The organism is Dinoroseobacter shibae DFL 12 = DSM 16493, assembly GCF_000018145.1.
GTDB lineage: Bacteria > Pseudomonadota > Alphaproteobacteria > Rhodobacterales > Rhodobacteraceae > Dinoroseobacter > Dinoroseobacter shibae.
In genome coordinates this window covers 1,810,056-1,823,408 of record NC_009952.1, presented here as the reverse complement: position 1 = coordinate 1,823,408, position 13,353 = coordinate 1,810,056, and the positions used below count along the sequence as shown (strand labels likewise).

General features: G+C 65.8%; 17 protein-coding genes. 11 read left to right on the top strand and 6 right to left on the bottom strand.

Annotation, left to right across the window (positions count from 1 at the left end; genetic code table 11):
• Positions 1 to 7: 7 nt before the first annotated feature.
• The 7 genes from argC (at position 8) to DSHI_RS08925 (ending at position 4,236) form a co-directional block, all read left to right on the top strand.
• On the top strand, positions 8 to 1,033 hold the full coding sequence (gene argC / locus DSHI_RS08955) for an N-acetyl-gamma-glutamyl-phosphate reductase (RefSeq protein WP_012178431.1): 1,026 nt from the start codon (positions 8 to 10) through the stop codon (positions 1,031 to 1,033).
• Positions 1,034 to 1,048: 15 nt separating this feature from the next.
• Positions 1,049 to 1,531, top strand: a complete 483-nt coding sequence (gene ccmE, locus DSHI_RS08950) for a cytochrome c maturation protein CcmE (RefSeq protein ID WP_012178430.1) — start codon at positions 1,049 to 1,051, stop codon at positions 1,529 to 1,531.
• A gap of 109 nt (positions 1,532 to 1,640) precedes the next feature.
• Positions 1,641 to 2,252 (top strand): holin-associated N-acetylmuramidase, encoded by a 612-nt coding sequence (locus tag DSHI_RS08945; protein WP_012178429.1) that lies wholly within the window; start codon positions 1,641 to 1,643, stop codon positions 2,250 to 2,252.
• The gene (locus tag DSHI_RS08940) at positions 2,243 to 2,764 is read left to right on the top strand and encodes a holin family protein (RefSeq protein WP_012178428.1); all 522 of its coding nucleotides are present in this window, start codon (positions 2,243 to 2,245) and stop codon (positions 2,762 to 2,764) included. Before DSHI_RS08945 ends, DSHI_RS08940 begins: the two co-directional genes overlap by 10 nt.
• Positions 2,754 to 2,960, top strand: a complete 207-nt coding sequence (locus tag DSHI_RS08935) for a hemolysin XhlA family protein (RefSeq protein WP_012178427.1) — start codon at positions 2,754 to 2,756, stop codon at positions 2,958 to 2,960. Before DSHI_RS08940 ends, DSHI_RS08935 begins: the two co-directional genes overlap by 11 nt.
• A 4-nt stretch (positions 2,961 to 2,964) precedes the next feature.
• The gene (locus tag DSHI_RS08930; RefSeq protein ID WP_044027709.1) at positions 2,965 to 3,369 is read left to right on the top strand and encodes a hypothetical protein; all 405 of its coding nucleotides are present in this window, start codon (positions 2,965 to 2,967) and stop codon (positions 3,367 to 3,369) included.
• A 90-nt stretch (positions 3,370 to 3,459) separates the two neighbouring features.
• Complete coding sequence (locus tag DSHI_RS08925) at positions 3,460 to 4,236, top strand: enoyl-CoA hydratase-related protein (RefSeq protein ID WP_012178425.1); 777 nt, start codon at positions 3,460 to 3,462, stop codon at positions 4,234 to 4,236.
• Between the two features lie 61 nt (positions 4,237 to 4,297).
• On the opposite strand, the gene mmsB is transcribed toward DSHI_RS08925, so the two are convergent.
• The 4 genes from mmsB to DSHI_RS08905 form a co-directional block, all read right to left on the bottom strand.
• Entirely contained in the window at positions 4,298 to 5,173 is an 876-nt protein-coding gene (gene mmsB / locus DSHI_RS08920) for a 3-hydroxyisobutyrate dehydrogenase (protein ID WP_012178424.1), read from the bottom strand.
• Positions 5,170 to 6,216, bottom strand: a complete 1,047-nt coding sequence (locus DSHI_RS08915) for an enoyl-CoA hydratase/isomerase family protein (RefSeq protein WP_012178423.1) — start codon at positions 6,214 to 6,216, stop codon at positions 5,170 to 5,172. The genes mmsB and DSHI_RS08915 overlap by 4 nt, the downstream gene beginning before the upstream one ends.
• On the bottom strand, positions 6,213 to 7,358 hold the full coding sequence (locus DSHI_RS08910) for an acyl-CoA dehydrogenase family protein (protein WP_012178422.1): 1,146 nt from the start codon (positions 7,356 to 7,358) through the stop codon (positions 6,213 to 6,215). The genes DSHI_RS08915 and DSHI_RS08910 overlap by 4 nt, the downstream gene beginning before the upstream one ends.
• Before the next feature lie 80 nt (positions 7,359 to 7,438).
• Positions 7,439 to 8,566: a carboxylate-amine ligase gene (locus DSHI_RS08905; RefSeq protein ID WP_012178421.1), complete on the bottom strand. Its 1,128-nt coding sequence runs from the start codon at positions 8,564 to 8,566 to the stop codon at positions 7,439 to 7,441.
• A 310-nt stretch (positions 8,567 to 8,876) separates the two neighbouring features.
• Between DSHI_RS08905 and DSHI_RS08900 the strand changes: the two genes are divergently transcribed.
• Positions 8,877 to 9,506: a VPLPA-CTERM sorting domain-containing protein gene (locus DSHI_RS08900; RefSeq protein ID WP_012178420.1), complete on the top strand. Its 630-nt coding sequence runs from the start codon at positions 8,877 to 8,879 to the stop codon at positions 9,504 to 9,506.
• A 71-nt stretch (positions 9,507 to 9,577) separates the two neighbouring features.
• On the opposite strand, the gene DSHI_RS08895 is transcribed toward DSHI_RS08900, so the two are convergent.
• Positions 9,578 to 11,077, bottom strand: a complete 1,500-nt coding sequence (locus tag DSHI_RS08895; protein ID WP_012178419.1) for a CoA-acylating methylmalonate-semialdehyde dehydrogenase — start codon at positions 11,075 to 11,077, stop codon at positions 9,578 to 9,580.
• 99 nt (positions 11,078 to 11,176) lie between these two features.
• On the opposite strand from DSHI_RS08895, the gene DSHI_RS08890 reads away from it, so the two are divergent.
• The 3 genes from DSHI_RS08890 (at position 11,177) to coaD (ending at position 13,161) form a co-directional block, all read left to right on the top strand.
• Positions 11,177 to 12,070 carry a LysR family transcriptional regulator gene (locus DSHI_RS08890; RefSeq protein WP_012178418.1) on the top strand — a complete coding sequence of 298 codons (894 nt, stop codon included), beginning with the start codon at positions 11,177 to 11,179 and terminating at the stop codon, positions 12,068 to 12,070.
• A gap of 52 nt (positions 12,071 to 12,122) precedes the next feature.
• Positions 12,123 to 12,557 carry a CBS domain-containing protein gene (locus DSHI_RS08885; protein ID WP_012178417.1) on the top strand — a complete coding sequence of 145 codons (435 nt, stop codon included), beginning with the start codon at positions 12,123 to 12,125 and terminating at the stop codon, positions 12,555 to 12,557.
• 88 nt (positions 12,558 to 12,645) lie between these two features.
• Positions 12,646 to 13,161 (top strand): pantetheine-phosphate adenylyltransferase, encoded by a 516-nt coding sequence (gene coaD / locus DSHI_RS08880; protein ID WP_012178416.1) that lies wholly within the window; start codon positions 12,646 to 12,648, stop codon positions 13,159 to 13,161.
• Here the strand turns inward: coaD and DSHI_RS22580 are convergent.
• Positions 13,155 to 13,319 (bottom strand): hypothetical protein, encoded by a 165-nt coding sequence (locus tag DSHI_RS22580; protein WP_203426319.1) that lies wholly within the window; start codon positions 13,317 to 13,319, stop codon positions 13,155 to 13,157. The two genes, coaD and DSHI_RS22580, sit on opposite strands and share 7 nt — an antisense overlap.
• Positions 13,320 to 13,353 lie beyond the last annotated feature (34 nt).

Genomic DNA, 13,353 nt, shown 5'->3' with positions numbered 1-13,353 from the left:
GAAGACCATGTACAATATCGCGATTCTGGGCGCGTCCGGGTACACCGGAGCGGAGCTTGTGCGCCTCATCGCCACCCATCCCAGGATGCGGATCACGGCCTTGTCGGCGGACCGCAAGGCGGGCCAGACCATGGGCGCGGTGTTTCCGCATCTGCGCCATCTCGACCTGCCGGCGCTGGTGAAGATCGACGATATCGATTTCGGTGGTGTGGACCTTGTGTTCTGTGCGCTGCCCCACGCCACGAGCCAGAGCGTCATCGCGGCCTTGCCCAAGTCGGTGAAGATCGTGGATCTATCCGCGGATTTCCGGCTGCGCGACCCGGAGGCTTATGCCAAATGGTACGGCGGCCCGCACGCGGCCCTCGATCTGCAGGCCGAGGCGGTCTACGGGCTGACGGAGTTCTACCGCGAACAAATCCGCGATGCGCGGCTGGTGGCGGGGACCGGCTGCAACGCGGCGACCGGCCAATACGCCCTGCGACCCCTTATCGCGGCTGGGGTGATCGACCTGGACGAGATCATCATCGACCTGAAAACCGGGGTCTCCGGGGCGGGGCGGTCGCTCAAGGAAAACCTGCTCCATGCGGAGTTGTCGGAGGGGGCCCATGCCTATGCGGTGGGGGGCATGCACCGGCATCTTGGCGAGTTCGACCAGGAGTTTTCGGCCCTTGCCGGGCGCGAGATCAAGGTGCAGTTCACGCCGCATTTACTCCCTGCAAACAGGGGGATACTGGCGACTGTTTATGTAAAAGGTGAGGCGACCGAGATCTACGATGCGCTGGCGGACGCCTATGAGGACGAGCCTTTCGTGGTCATGTTGCCCGAGGGCGAGCATCCGTCCACCCGGCATGTGCGCGGCTCCAATTTCGTGCATATCGGCGTGGTGCGGGACCGCATTCCGGGTCGCGCCGTGGTCATCGCCGCGCTCGACAACCTGACCAAGGGCAGCTCCGGTCAGGCGTTGCAGAACGCCAACCTCATGTTAGATATTGAAGAGACGACGGGGCTGATGATGACCCCCGTCTTTCCCTGAGCGACGGAGGCGGCCATGCGTGGTCTGAAGAAGAAACGCCGGATCCAGATCATCGCCATCGCGGCCGTGGCGCTGACCATTGCGACCATCATGATCGGCACGGCCATGCGCGACGGGATCAACTTCTTCCGCTCGCCCAGCGAAGTGGCAGAAGCGCCGCCGCCCGAGTCCGAGGTGTTTCGCATCGGCGGTCTTGTAGAAGAGGGCACTCTGGTGCGCGGCGAGTCCGAGACAACCACCTTCATGGTGACCGACGGCGGCGCGTCCATCCCGGTCAGCTACACTGGCGTTCTGCCGGATCTCTTTGGCGAAAACGAGGGCACCGTGGCGCTGGGGTCGATGCAGAACGGCGTGTTCATGGCGACCGAGGTGCTCGCACGCCACGACGAGACCTACATGCCGAAGGAAGTCGTCGATGCGCTCAAGGAGCAGGGGGTCTACAAGGATCCGAACGCGACCGATGCGGACGGCGGCTACGGCGGGGCCAGCGGTTCCTGATCCCTCCCGGCTGTGCGTCATGCAACGCCCTGCGCGCGCAGGGCTTGATCGAAATTAACTGCTTTTTTGGACACTCTCCCGGACTTTAACCAGTTCAGGAGGGCATGCGGTGCGCAATGTCCAACACCTCGCCAAGGAAATCGTGGCCCGCGAAGGCGGGTATGTGAACGACCCCGACGATCCCGGTGGCGCGACCAAGTACGGTGTTACGATCCATACCATGCGGCGGCTCGGGCTCGACCTGACCGGCGACGGCACGATCACGCCCCAGGACGTGAAAAAGCTGAGCCGCGCACAGGCCGAAGAGATTTTCGTCAAACGCTATTTCGAGGCGCCGAAGATCGGGCTGCTCCCTGAGGCGCTCCATGCCACGGTGTTCGACATGTATGTCAATGCCGGCAGCAACGCCGTGCGGATCCTGCAGCGGCTGCTGCGGGACATGGGGCTGGACGTGTCGGTGGACGGTGCCATCGGTCCGCAGACCGCCAAGGCGGCCCATGCGGCCCATGACGCGGCCCCGTCGCACCTGGTGGATGCCTACGGGATCGCCCGGCGCAATTACTATTACCGCATTGCCGACCGCCGCGCCGCCTCGCGCAAATACGCCAGGCGCAAGGATGGCGGCAAGGGCGGCTGGATCACCCGCGCCGAGGAGTTCATCTCGCCGCGCTTTCACCTGACGGAGGCCGAGCATCGCGCCCGGACCGCGTCATGGGGGTGATCGAGCGGGTTTTTTCCTTCGTGTTCGGCGGCGGCCGTAACGTGGTCAAGGACACGGTCGAGGTGTTCCGTGAAAACGCCGAGGCAGGTGCGCAGCGCGAGCACGCCCTGACCACCGGGGCGCTGGCGCAGTTCGCGGCCGAGTTCGCGGGCAACCGGGCGAGCCGCTTCGACCGGGTCATCGACGGGCTCAACCGGGTGCCGCGCCCGGCGCTGGCCTTCGGGACGCTGGGGCTCTTCGTGTCGGCCATGACCGACCCGGACTGGTTCGCGGCGCGCATGGCCGGCATGGCACTGGTGCCCGAGCCGCTCTGGTGGCTGCTGGGGGCGATCGTGTCTTTCTATTTCGGCGCACGGCATCAGTCGAAAACCCAGGATTTCCAGCGCTCGATCGCCAACACCGTGGCCATGGCGCGGTTGTCCGCGCCAGATACCCCGCCCGACGAGGTCCCGGCCGCTGGCTCCGAAGACAACGCTGCCTTGGCAGAATGGAGGCGTGGTCATGGGGGATGAATGGGCGCGCAGCATCGAGAACCGGCTGAACATTCTCGAAACCCGGAACGCGGTGGAAGAGGTCCATCGGCTCAATGTCGAGAACCGGCTGACCTCCATAGAGGACACGTTGAAATGGCTGGTCCGGCTGATCGTGGGCGCCTTCGTCCTCGGTGTCATTGCCTATGCTCTGAAAGGGGGGTTGATCGGTGTCTAGGATCTTGATTTTGGTTTTTGGCGGCATGGTTCTGCTGTTCGCCAAGCAAGTTGGGGGATATGTCGAAGGAAGGCTCTTCCCGGTGACACGCGATACGCAATTGACGCGGATCGAGCAGTCTGATCCGGGCTGGAGCATGATCTGGGGCCATTCCGTGCGGCAGCGCCAATGCTCCTTCGTGCGGCTCGAATGGCGGATCGGCACGCCCTCCCATTACTCGGTGATCGACGTGGTGTTTCTCGAAGGCTCCAAGGTCCGGGGCGACGGCATTTTCGAGTTCGGGCCCTGGAAGCTGCACGCGTCGCAGGACCAGATCGAGAACCGCAGCTTCGCCACTGTGGTGCATAGCTGTCACCCGCTGTGGAACACGGAAACGCATTTCTTTTCGGGCGCCCCCCTGGCCCGGTGATTGCCGGGCCCGTGTGACCTCGCGTTCCGCTTTCCTGTGGGCGTGCCCCTGCTAGAGTGACCGCAAACCGGTTGCGCAGGAGCACGCCCCATGAGTTATCAGACCATCACCCTGACCATCGAGGACGACGCGGCGGTCCTGACCCTGAACCGGCCGGACGTGATGAATGCGCTCAACAGCCAGATGCGTGCCGAGATCACCGATGCGGTGAAGCTCGCCGGGGCGGAGGCGCGGGTACTGGTGATGACCGGGGCCGGGCGGGCGTTCTGCTCGGGCCAGGACCTGGGCGACCGGGCTAATGCGGCAAATCTCGATCTCGAACGAACCCTGCGCGACGAATACGTGCCCATGCTGCGCGCGATCTTCGACTGCCCGGTGCCGACCATCGCGGCGGTCAACGGGCCTGCGGCGGGGGCGGGGGCGAACCTGGCGCTGGCTGCGGATGTGGTCATCGCGACGGAAAGTGCGGTGTTCCTGCAGGCCTTCACCCGGATCGGCCTGATCCCGGATGCGGGCGGGACCTACTGGCTTCCGCGGCAGATGGGCTTTGCCAAGGCGATGGGAGCCGCGCTTTTCGCCGACAAGATCACCGCGCGCCAGGCCGACGCCTGGGGCATGATCTGGGAGGCTGTGCCCGATGCGGAATTCGAGGCGGTCTGGCGCGCTCGTGCGGCCCATCTCGCCAAGGGACCGACCGCCGCCTACGAGGCAGTCAAGCAAGCCCTGCGCGACAGTTTCAACAACGATCTCGACGGGCAACTGGCGCTGGAGGCGAAGCTTCAGGGCAAGATGGGCGAGACCCGCGATTTCAAGGAGGGCGTGCTGGCCTTTCTGGAAAAACGCTCGGCCTCCTTCGAGGGGCGCTGACCCTTTCATCTTTGCCGAAATACTCCGGGGGTGCGGGGGCAGGCCCCCCGCGTCAGGCCCCTCAGCTCGCGCGCCCCTTGGCCGCAAACCGCGGAAGGATCGCGGTGAAATCCTTCTTTCCCATGCCCTCGGTCTCGACAAATGTCTCGAAAAGGGCGGTCGCCGTGGCCCCGGTGGGGGTGTCGGCATCCACCGCCTCGGCGGCCTGTTGGCTCAGGCGCAGGTCCTTGAGCATGAGCTCCGCGGCAAACCCGGGCGCGTAGTCCCGGTCCGCGGGGCTTTCGGGTCCGATCCCGGGCGCGGGGCAGTAGACGTTCATCGACCAGCTGTAGCCCGAGGAGGTCGAGACCACGTCAAATAGCGCCTGCCGGTCGAGGCCCAGCTTGTCGGCCAACGCGAACCCCTCGCAGGTGGCGACCATGGTGACCCCGAGGATCATGTTGTTGCAGATCTTCGCAGCCTGGCCATTGCCCGCCCCGCCGCAATGGACCGCCTTCTGGCCCATGATATCAAAGAGCGGCCTCGCCGTGGCAAAGGCCGCGTCACTGCCCCCCACCATGAAGGTCAGCGTGCCGGCCTCGGCCCCGCCGGTCCCGCCGGAGACGGGCGCATCCAACGCGCCAAGGCCCGCCGCCTCGGCCTGCGCCGCCACGGCGCGGGCGCTTTCGACATCCACGGTCGAGCAATCCAGCAGCACCGCACCCGGCGCCATGGCCGGGATCAGCTCGGCCGCCACGCTGCGCAGGATCGCACCGTTGGGCAGCATGGTGATGACCACCTCCGCGCCTGCGGCGGCTTCGGCGGCACTGGCGGCCCCGGTCACGCCCTCGGGCACCGGGGCGGTCAGGTCGAACCCCGTGACCGCATGGCCCGCGGCAGCCAGGTTGCGCGCCATCGGTGCGCCCATGTTGCCCAAGCCTACAAACCCGATTTTCATGGCGTCTCTCCTTCAAAGGTCAATTCATCCGGCCCCAGGGTGGCGACCATGGCGCGCACATCCTCGGGCGTGACATTGCCGAGTTTGGCGTGCTGCCAACGCGGCGTGCGGTCCTTGTCGATCACCTGCGCCCGGATCCCTTCGATGAAATCGCCATGTTCAGCCGCGCGCCAGGTCCAGCGGTATTCATGCCGCAGAGCCTCGCGCAGGTCCGCATAGCCCCGTGCCATGCGGATCAAGTGCAGCGCGCTCGCGGTCGAGAGCGGCGCGCCCCGGCGCAGGCCCAGCAGGGCGTTGCGCGAAAACTCGGTGTCCCGGGTGTCGAGCGCCGCCTCCACCTCCACACCGAAGACATAGTTGAAATCCGCGTCGATCTCGGCGCAGAAGGGGGCGATGCGGGCCTCGGGCGGGGCGGGGCAGGCGGCCTCCATCTCGGTCACGGTGCCGGTTTCGACCAGCGCCGCCTTGGCCGCGTCCCAATCGGCCTGCGGCAGGTAGTGGCTGGCAAAGCCGGTCAGCACCGCGTCGCCAGGTCCCATCCGAGCCCCGGTCATGCCGTAATACTCGCCCAACCGCCCCGGCGCGCGCGCCAAGAGGTACGTCCCCCCCACATCCGGGATCAGCCCGATGCCGCATTCCGGCATGGCGATCTGGCTGGTCTCGCCCACGATCCGGTGGCTGCCATGGCATCCGACGCCCACGCCCCCGCCCATGGTGAAGCCCTGAAGGAAGGACACCACCGGCTTGGGATAGCCCGCGATCCGCGCGTTCATCCGGTACTCGTCGCGCCAGAACCGGCGGCCATAGCTGTAATCGCCGCGCGTGCCGGTCTCGTACATCTCGACGATGTCCCCGCCGGCGGAAAACGCTTTCTCGCCTGCGCCCTCGATCAGTACCAGCGCCACCTCCGGGTCCTCGGCCCAGGCGCGCAGGGCCGCGTCGATCGCCAGGCACATCTCGTAGGTCAGCGCGTTCAGCGCGCGGGGCCGGTTCAGGGTGATCCGCCCGGCGCGCCCGTCGATACGGATCGCGATATCGCTCATCGGCGCGCCGCCAGAAGGGCGCGCGCCGTCAGCAAGCGCATGATTTCATTGGTTCCTTCCAGGATCTGATGCACCCGCAGGTCGCGCACCAGCTTCTCGATCCCGTAATCTGCGAGGTAGCCATAACCACCATGAAGCTGCAGGCACTGGTCGGCCACGCGGCTGCCGGCTTCGGTCACGAACTTCTTGGCCATGGCGCAATGGGTGGTCGCATCGGGCGCGCCCTGGTCCAGCTTCCACGCGGCCTGGCGCAGGAAGACGCGGGCGGCCTGCAACTCGATCTCTGCATCCGCCAGGCGGAATTGTAGGGCCTGGAACTGGTCGATGGGTTTGCCGAAGGCCCGGCGCTCGCCCATATAGGCGACCGTCGCGTCCAGCGCCGCCTGCGCCGCCCCGAGCGAACAGGCCGCGATGTTCAGCCGCCCGCCATCGAGCCCCATCATCGCGTAGCGAAAGCCCGCGCCTTCCTCGCCCAGAAGGTTCGCCGCCGGCACCGCGCAGTCATCGAGCTGCACCTGCCGGGTGGGCTGCGCGCGCCAGCCCATCTTGTCCTCCAGACCACCGAAGGACAGCCCCGGCGCCCCGTCCTCCACGATCAGGGACGAGATGCCGCGCGGCCCGTCCTCTCCGGTGCGGGCCATGACGATATAGGCATCCGAATAGCCCCCGCCCGAGATGAACGCCTTGGTCCCCGTCAGCCGGTAGCCCTCGTTGGTCCGCTCGGCGCGGGTCTTGAGCGCGGCGGCGTCCGAACCCGACCCGGGCTCCGTCAGGCAGTAGCTGAACACCGTTTCCATGGTGAGGGCAGGGGGCAGGAAGCGCGCCTTGACGTCGTCGGAGCCGAACTTGTCCAGCATCGCCGCGCACATGTTGTGGATCGACAGGAAGGCCGCGACCGAAGGGCAGGCCATGCTCAGCGCCTCGAAGACCAGCGTCGCGTCGAGCCGGCTGAGCCCGGATCCGCCGCTTTCCTCGGTCACGTAGAGCCCGCCGAAGCCGAGGGCAGCCAGCTCCGGCCAGAGGGTCTTGGGGATGGTGCCGTCCTTCTCCCAGGCCAGGGCATGGGGCGCGATGTTCTCGGCGCCGAAGTCGCGGGCCATGTCGAAGATCGCCGACTGCTCCTCGCTGAGTGCAAAATCCATCCCGCGCCTCCTCCCCTTGAATTGAACGCTTGTTCACTTAACGCCATCTGTCGAGCCTGCGCAAGATGCCAAGGGGCCGATCACAGGTCGCGGTGGAATTCCTCGATCAGGTGGCGCACCACGGCGTTCATCGCCTCCGCGTCGCTCTGCCCGGCCTCCAGGGCCGCGCGGCGTACAGCGCGTTGGCGATCCGCGCTCGAGCCGTCCGCAGCGATCTCGCGCAGGCGCTCGACCTCCGCCAACCCGCCCAGGGCCCTCGCATCGGCACCGATCAGCTCGATCAACTCCTCGACCAGCTCGGTACTGTCGACCACCGCGCCGCGGCCGAAATCGATCAGGCTGCCGCGGGCGCCGTAGCGTTGCGCCCGCCAGCGGTTCTCCGAAATCAGGAAGCGATCATAGGCGCGCCACCGCATATTGTGCGTCTTGAGCCCCCAGAGCATCCGCATTAGGGCCTGGGTCGCGGCGGCCAGGCTCAAGGTATCCTCCAGCCGCGGGCAGACATCGCAGATCCGGCTCTCCAGCGTGGGGAAGTTGTGCGACGGGCGCAGATCCCACCAGATCTTCGAGCTGTCCTCGATCAGGCCCAGATCGATCAGCACATGGATGTTGCGCTGGTACTCGGCCCAACTGTTGAACACCGGGGGCAGGCCGGTCCGGGGCAGGTTGTCGAACACCGTCAGCCGGTAGGAGGCCAGCCCCGTATCCTGCCCCTTCCAGAAGGGCGAGGAGGACGACAGCGCCAGCAGATGGGGCAGGAAATAGGAAAACTGCGGCAAGAGGTCGATCCGCAGGTCGTCATCGTCAAGCCCCACATGCACATGCATCCCGCAGATCAGCAGACGCCGCGCGACCCCGCCCAGGTCCTTTTCCAGGTCATTGTAGCGGTCCTTGTCGGTATGGTGCTGTTCGGCCCAGTCGGCACTGGGATGGCAGGAGGCCGCGATGGGCGCCAGGTTGAAGCGCGCAGCCTCCGCCGCGACCGTGCTGCGCAGCTTGCGCAAGTCCGCGCGCGCCTCGGCTATTTCGGCGCAGACTCCGGTGCCGATCTCGATCTGGCATTGTAGGAACTCGGGACTGACCTGGCCTTCCAGCTTGTCGCGACACGCCGCCATGAGGGCCTCGGGCGCCTCGGCAAGTTGCAGGCTGTCGCGGTCGACGAGGAGGTATTCCTCCTCGATGCCAAGGGTGAACTCTGGGGTGGACATGGGCGGGCGGGCTCCGGAACAGACTTGGACACGGCTTGCTCGCCACTGAACACGCAAACCGGGGCGCGAATCAAGCACGCCGATCCCCATGGGCCGCGCATGGCACCGGACCGTCCGCGCCACGGGCCTGCACCGGACAGCCCCATCGCTGGGAGGCGTTTTTGTCGCTGCCTTGAACGGTTTGAGGCACATCGCCGAAAAATACGCCTCCGAGGAAACACGCGCCAACCTGATTTCCAGCAATTGATTTGGAACCACGAGCAACTCGTGGTAATAATTAACGGAGCTTAACCTCATTTGTGAGAGTAACATGTCGTTAAAAACCTTGGCCGCAGCGGGCGCAGCAGTCGCCCTTTCCACTGCGGTCGCCCATGCGGTGACCTTTACGGGCACCTTCGATGTCAGCGGCCCGGCGTTTTCAGACCCCGGCCTGGTCGTCAATGTAGCGCCAAACCCCGGACCCGTGAGCTTCACCCTCAGCCTCGGGGACAGCACCACATTCGACTTGTTCGATATCTGGACGGAAGAGGAAGCGCTTTCCTTCCCCGAGGATACGACCGCACAGGACATCTTTGTCGCATTCGACTTTACCGCGCCGCCGCCGCCCTTTACGGGCACGGTGAGCGGCGAGACCGACGGTTTCGTCTTCGGCGGGTCGCTCAGTTCGGTCGGCCGGGTCACCTGGGGCGGCACACAGACGGTGTTCTTCGGCCCGTTCGGTGATGGCGTGCTGGAGCTCACGCTGTCCGATACGGAATTTAATCGCGGCCCATTGTTCGAATTCGGGACCCTGACGCCGGGCGCCGGGTTCGGTGGCACCGTGCAACTGACCGCGAGCTACATTACCGAAGCGACCCCCATTCCCCTGCCGGCAGCGGGCTGGCTGCTGCTCGCAGGTGTCGGTGGCCTCGGCGCCATGCGGAAATTCCGCAAGTCCTGAGCCGACGCACACCCTGAAATGAAAAAAGGCAGCCTTTGGGCTGCCTTTTTTGTTGGCGGTGAGGGGGCACCTCACTCCATCACGGGGATCGAGAATTCTCCGCCTTCCTTGATGCCCGAGGGCCAGCGGGCGGTGACGGTCTTGGTCCGCGTATAGAACCGGAACGCGTCTGGCCCGTGCTGGTTCAGGTCGCCGAATCCGGACTTCTTCCAGCCGCCGAAGGTGTGGTAGGCCAGCGGCACCGGGATCGGCACGTTGATCCCCACCATACCGATATTGATGCGGTTGGCGAAGTCGCGCGCCGCGTCCCCGTCGCGGGTGAAGATCGCGGTGCCGTTGCCGTATTCGTGGTCCATCGCCAGACCGAGGGCTTCCTCGTAGGATTTGGCGCGCACGGTGCACAGAACGGGGCCGAAAATCTCGGTCCGATAGATGTCCATTTCTTTGGAGACATTGTCGAACAGGTGCGGGCCGACGAAGAACCCGTTTTCATAGCCCTGCAGCGAGAAGTCCCGCCCGTCCACCACCAGCTTGGCGCCCTGATCGACGCCGGATTGCACCAGCCGCTCGATATTGGCCTTGGCCGCGGCGGTCACCACGGGGCCGTAATCGACATCCGTGCCCGAGGTATAGGGCCCGACCTTCAGCGCCTCGACCCGCGGCACCAGCTTCTCGATCAGCCGGTCCGCGGTCTCTTCGCCGACGGGCACCGCGACCGAGATCGCCATGCACCGCTCGCCCGCAGCCCCGTAGCCTGCGCCGACCAGCGCGTCCGCCGCCTGGTCGAGATCGGCGTCCGGCATGATGATCATGTGGTTCTTGGCCCCCCCGAAACACTGTACGCGCTTGCCGTTGGCACAGCCGCGGGAATAGATGTATTCCGCGATCGGGGTGGAGCCGACGAAGCCGATCGCCTGGATCGTGTCATTGTCGAGGATCGCATCCACCGCGCCCTTGTCGCCGTTGATCACCTGCAGCAGCCCGTCGGGCAGCCCGGCCTCGGTCATGAGCTCGGCCAGCATCAGCGGCACGGACGGATCGCGCTCCGACGGCTTGAGGATAAAGGCGTTGCCGCAGGCCAGGGCGGGGGCCATCTTCCACATCGGGATCATGGCGGGGAAGTTGAACGGGGTGATCCCTGCCACCACGCCCAAGGCCTGGCGCATGGAATACATGTCGATGCCCGGACCCGCGCTGTCGGTGAATTCGCCCTTCAGAAGATGGGGCGCGCCGATGCAGAACTCGACCACCTCCAGCCCGCGCACCACGTCGCCCTTGGCATCGGGCAGGGTCTTGCCATGCTCGCGGCTCAGGGCCTCGGCCAGCTTGTCCATGTCTCGGTTCAACAGGCGCACGAATTCCATCAGCACCCGCGCGCGGCGCTGGGGATTGGTGGCGGCCCAGGCGGGCTGTGCTGCGGCCGCGGCGGCCACAGCGGCGTCCAGCTCTTCGGGCGACGCAAGTGGCACCCTGGCCTGCACCTCGCCCGTGGCCGGGTTCATGACATCCGCGAACCGGCCCGACGTGCCTGCCACGCGCTTGCCGTTGATGAAATGGCTCAACTCTTCCATGGAACTCTCCCTGATTGCTCGGGCTCACCTTAGCCTTGCATTTTTGCCGGGAAAAGGAGCAGTCTGCCAAAAGAGTTTTGCAAAAACGCAAGGGTAGGGATGGATCTGAACTGGGACGACCTGCGCGTTTTCCTGCATGTGGCCCGGGGGGAGGGGCTGACGGCGGCCGCGCGGACCTTGCGGCTTGACCCGGCCACGGTGGGCCGCCGCATCGCCCGGCTGGAGGAGGTTGTGGGCGAGGCGCTGTTCCTCAAATCCCCGCAAGGCTACCAGCTGAGCGATGCAGGGGCGCGCTACCTGCCCCATGCGGAGGCCGCCGAGCAAGCCGCCCGCGCCGCGGGCGATGCGCTGGCCGGGACCACCGAGGACCTCAGCGGACCGGTCCGGATCGGCGCGCCCGATGGCTGCGCCAACTACCTGCTGCCCAGCGTCTGCGCCCGCATGCTCGACGCCCATCCGGCGCTGGAGTTGCAGATCATCGCCCTGCCGCGGGTCATCAACCTCAGCAAACGCGAGGCGGATCTGGCGATCACCGTCTCCCCGCCCGAAACCGGGCGCCTGACGGTGCAGAAGCTTGCCGATTACCACCTGCATCTGGCCGGGCACCGCGACCTGCTGGCGCGCCTGCCGGTGGCCACGCGGGCCGATATCGCCGCCCACCGGATCGTCGGTTACATCCCGGACATGGTCTTCGACCGAGAGCTCGACTATCTGACCGAGCTCGGCCTCGACCGGGCGGCGGTGGCGTCCAATTCCGTGGCGGTGCAGCTCAACCTGTTGCGGGCGGGGCTCGGCCTCGGCGTGGTGCATGATTTCGCCCTTCCCGCGGCGCCGGACCTGACCCGGGTGCTGCGGACCGATTTCGCCCTGCGCCGCAGCTTTTACATCGTGCGCCACGCGGATGACCAAAAAGTCGTACGTCTGCGCCGCTTCACCCGGATTTTCAACGAGTTTTTTCGCGACGAACTGGCCCGGCTGGAGCGTGACGCTTGACAGAAGGCCCTGCACCCGGCGACTTTTGATCCAGTCAATCGGAGGAGACCCCATGCTGGTGCATCAGATCCTGAAGTCGAAGGCGAGCGCGGAGGTGGTGACGATCGGTCCGGACGCCAGCGTCGCGGACGCCGCCAAGGTGCTCTCGCTGCGCAAGATCGGGAGCGTGGTCGTCTCTTCCAACGGCAAGACCGCCGACGGGATCCTGTCCGAGCGCGATATCGTGCGCGAGGTGGGGGTGCGCGGGGCAGGCTGCCTGACCGAGACCGTTGGCAACATGATGACACGGGATCTTGTCACCTGCGGCCCGGATGAAAGCGCCGACAAGGTGCTGATGCAGATGACCGAAGGACGCTTCCGCCACATGCCCGTGGTTCAGGACGGCGAAATGATCGGCCTGATCACCCTGGGCGACGCGGTCAAGGCGCGGCTGCAGGAAGTCAGCATGGAAAAAGAGGCGCTCGAAGGGATGATCATGGGGTTCTGACCCCGCGACACCTCCTGTCTTGCCCCGGCCTGCTTGAACTCCGGACCGATATCCGGTTTTGTCGCGCCGTAGCCCCAAGGAGATGCCCATGCGCATCGGACTGTACCCCGGAACCTTCGACCCGGTCACGCTCGGTCACCTCGACATTATCCGGCGCGCGTCGACCCTCGTGGATCGGCTGGTGATCGGGGTTGCGATCAATCGCGACAAGGGGCCCCTGTTTTCCCTGGAAGAACGGGTTGCGATGCTGGAGGCGGAATGCGCCGCCGTGTCGGCCGAGACGGGAACCGAGATCGTCGCCCATCCGTTCGAGAACCTGCTGATCGACTGCGCCCGGGATGTGGGCGCCTCGATGATCATCCGGGGCCTGCGGGCGGTGGCGGATTTCGAGTACGAGTTCCAGATGGTGGGAATGAACCGCCGTCTCGACGATTCCATCGAAACCGTCTTCCTGATGGCGGAGGCCGAGCATCAAGCGATCGCCTCGAAACTGGTCAAGGAGATCGCCCGGCTCGGAGGCGATGTCACGCCCTTCGTGACATCGCAGGTCAGGGCTGCCTTGGTGGACCGGTTCGGCCCACCGCAGATGAACGCGGCTCAGTAGCCGTAGACGGTTTTACGGGCGATTTCCCGGGCCTTGGTACGATCGATATCCAGATCATGGGCGACTTCCCACGGCATGGCTTGAATCTCCGAAACCGTGCGGACATAGGCAATCCGCTTGGCGGTGGCGGAGCGGATCGTGTTCAGAATGCTGGTCATTGGGACACTCCTTGGAGATATGGTCTGGTTGCGT

Bases quoted from the DNA above. Each gene is read 5' to 3' on its own strand.
- coaD (WP_012178416.1), top strand. From the start codon at position 12,646: ATGCGCATCGGACTGTACCCCGGAACCTTCGACCCGGTCACGCTCGGT.
- DSHI_RS08895 (WP_012178419.1), bottom strand. From the start codon at position 11,077: ATGGAAGAGTTGAGCCATTTCATCAACGGCAAGCGCGTGGCAGGCACG.
- DSHI_RS08940 (WP_012178428.1), top strand. From the start codon at position 2,243: ATGGGGGTGATCGAGCGGGTTTTTTCCTTCGTGTTCGGCGGCGGCCGT.
- DSHI_RS08890 (WP_012178418.1), top strand. From the start codon at position 11,177: ATGGATCTGAACTGGGACGACCTGCGCGTTTTCCTGCATGTGGCCCGG.
- DSHI_RS08925 (WP_012178425.1), top strand. From the start codon at position 3,460: ATGAGTTATCAGACCATCACCCTGACCATCGAGGACGACGCGGCGGTC.
- DSHI_RS08910 (WP_012178422.1), bottom strand. From the start codon at position 7,358: ATGGATTTTGCACTCAGCGAGGAGCAGTCGGCGATCTTCGACATGGCC.
- DSHI_RS08900 (WP_012178420.1), top strand. From the start codon at position 8,877: ATGTCGTTAAAAACCTTGGCCGCAGCGGGCGCAGCAGTCGCCCTTTCC.
- DSHI_RS08905 (WP_012178421.1), bottom strand. From the start codon at position 8,566: ATGTCCACCCCAGAGTTCACCCTTGGCATCGAGGAGGAATACCTCCTC.
- ccmE (WP_012178430.1), top strand. From the start codon at position 1,049: ATGCGTGGTCTGAAGAAGAAACGCCGGATCCAGATCATCGCCATCGCG.
- DSHI_RS22580 (WP_203426319.1), bottom strand. From the start codon at position 13,319: ATGACCAGCATTCTGAACACGATCCGCTCCGCCACCGCCAAGCGGATT.
- DSHI_RS08915 (WP_012178423.1), bottom strand. From the start codon at position 6,216: ATGAGCGATATCGCGATCCGTATCGACGGGCGCGCCGGGCGGATCACC.
- mmsB (WP_012178424.1), bottom strand. From the start codon at position 5,173: ATGAAAATCGGGTTTGTAGGCTTGGGCAACATGGGCGCACCGATGGCG.
- DSHI_RS08885 (WP_012178417.1), top strand. From the start codon at position 12,123: ATGCTGGTGCATCAGATCCTGAAGTCGAAGGCGAGCGCGGAGGTGGTG.
- DSHI_RS08935 (WP_012178427.1), top strand. From the start codon at position 2,754: ATGGGGGATGAATGGGCGCGCAGCATCGAGAACCGGCTGAACATTCTC.
- argC (WP_012178431.1), top strand. From the start codon at position 8: ATGTACAATATCGCGATTCTGGGCGCGTCCGGGTACACCGGAGCGGAG.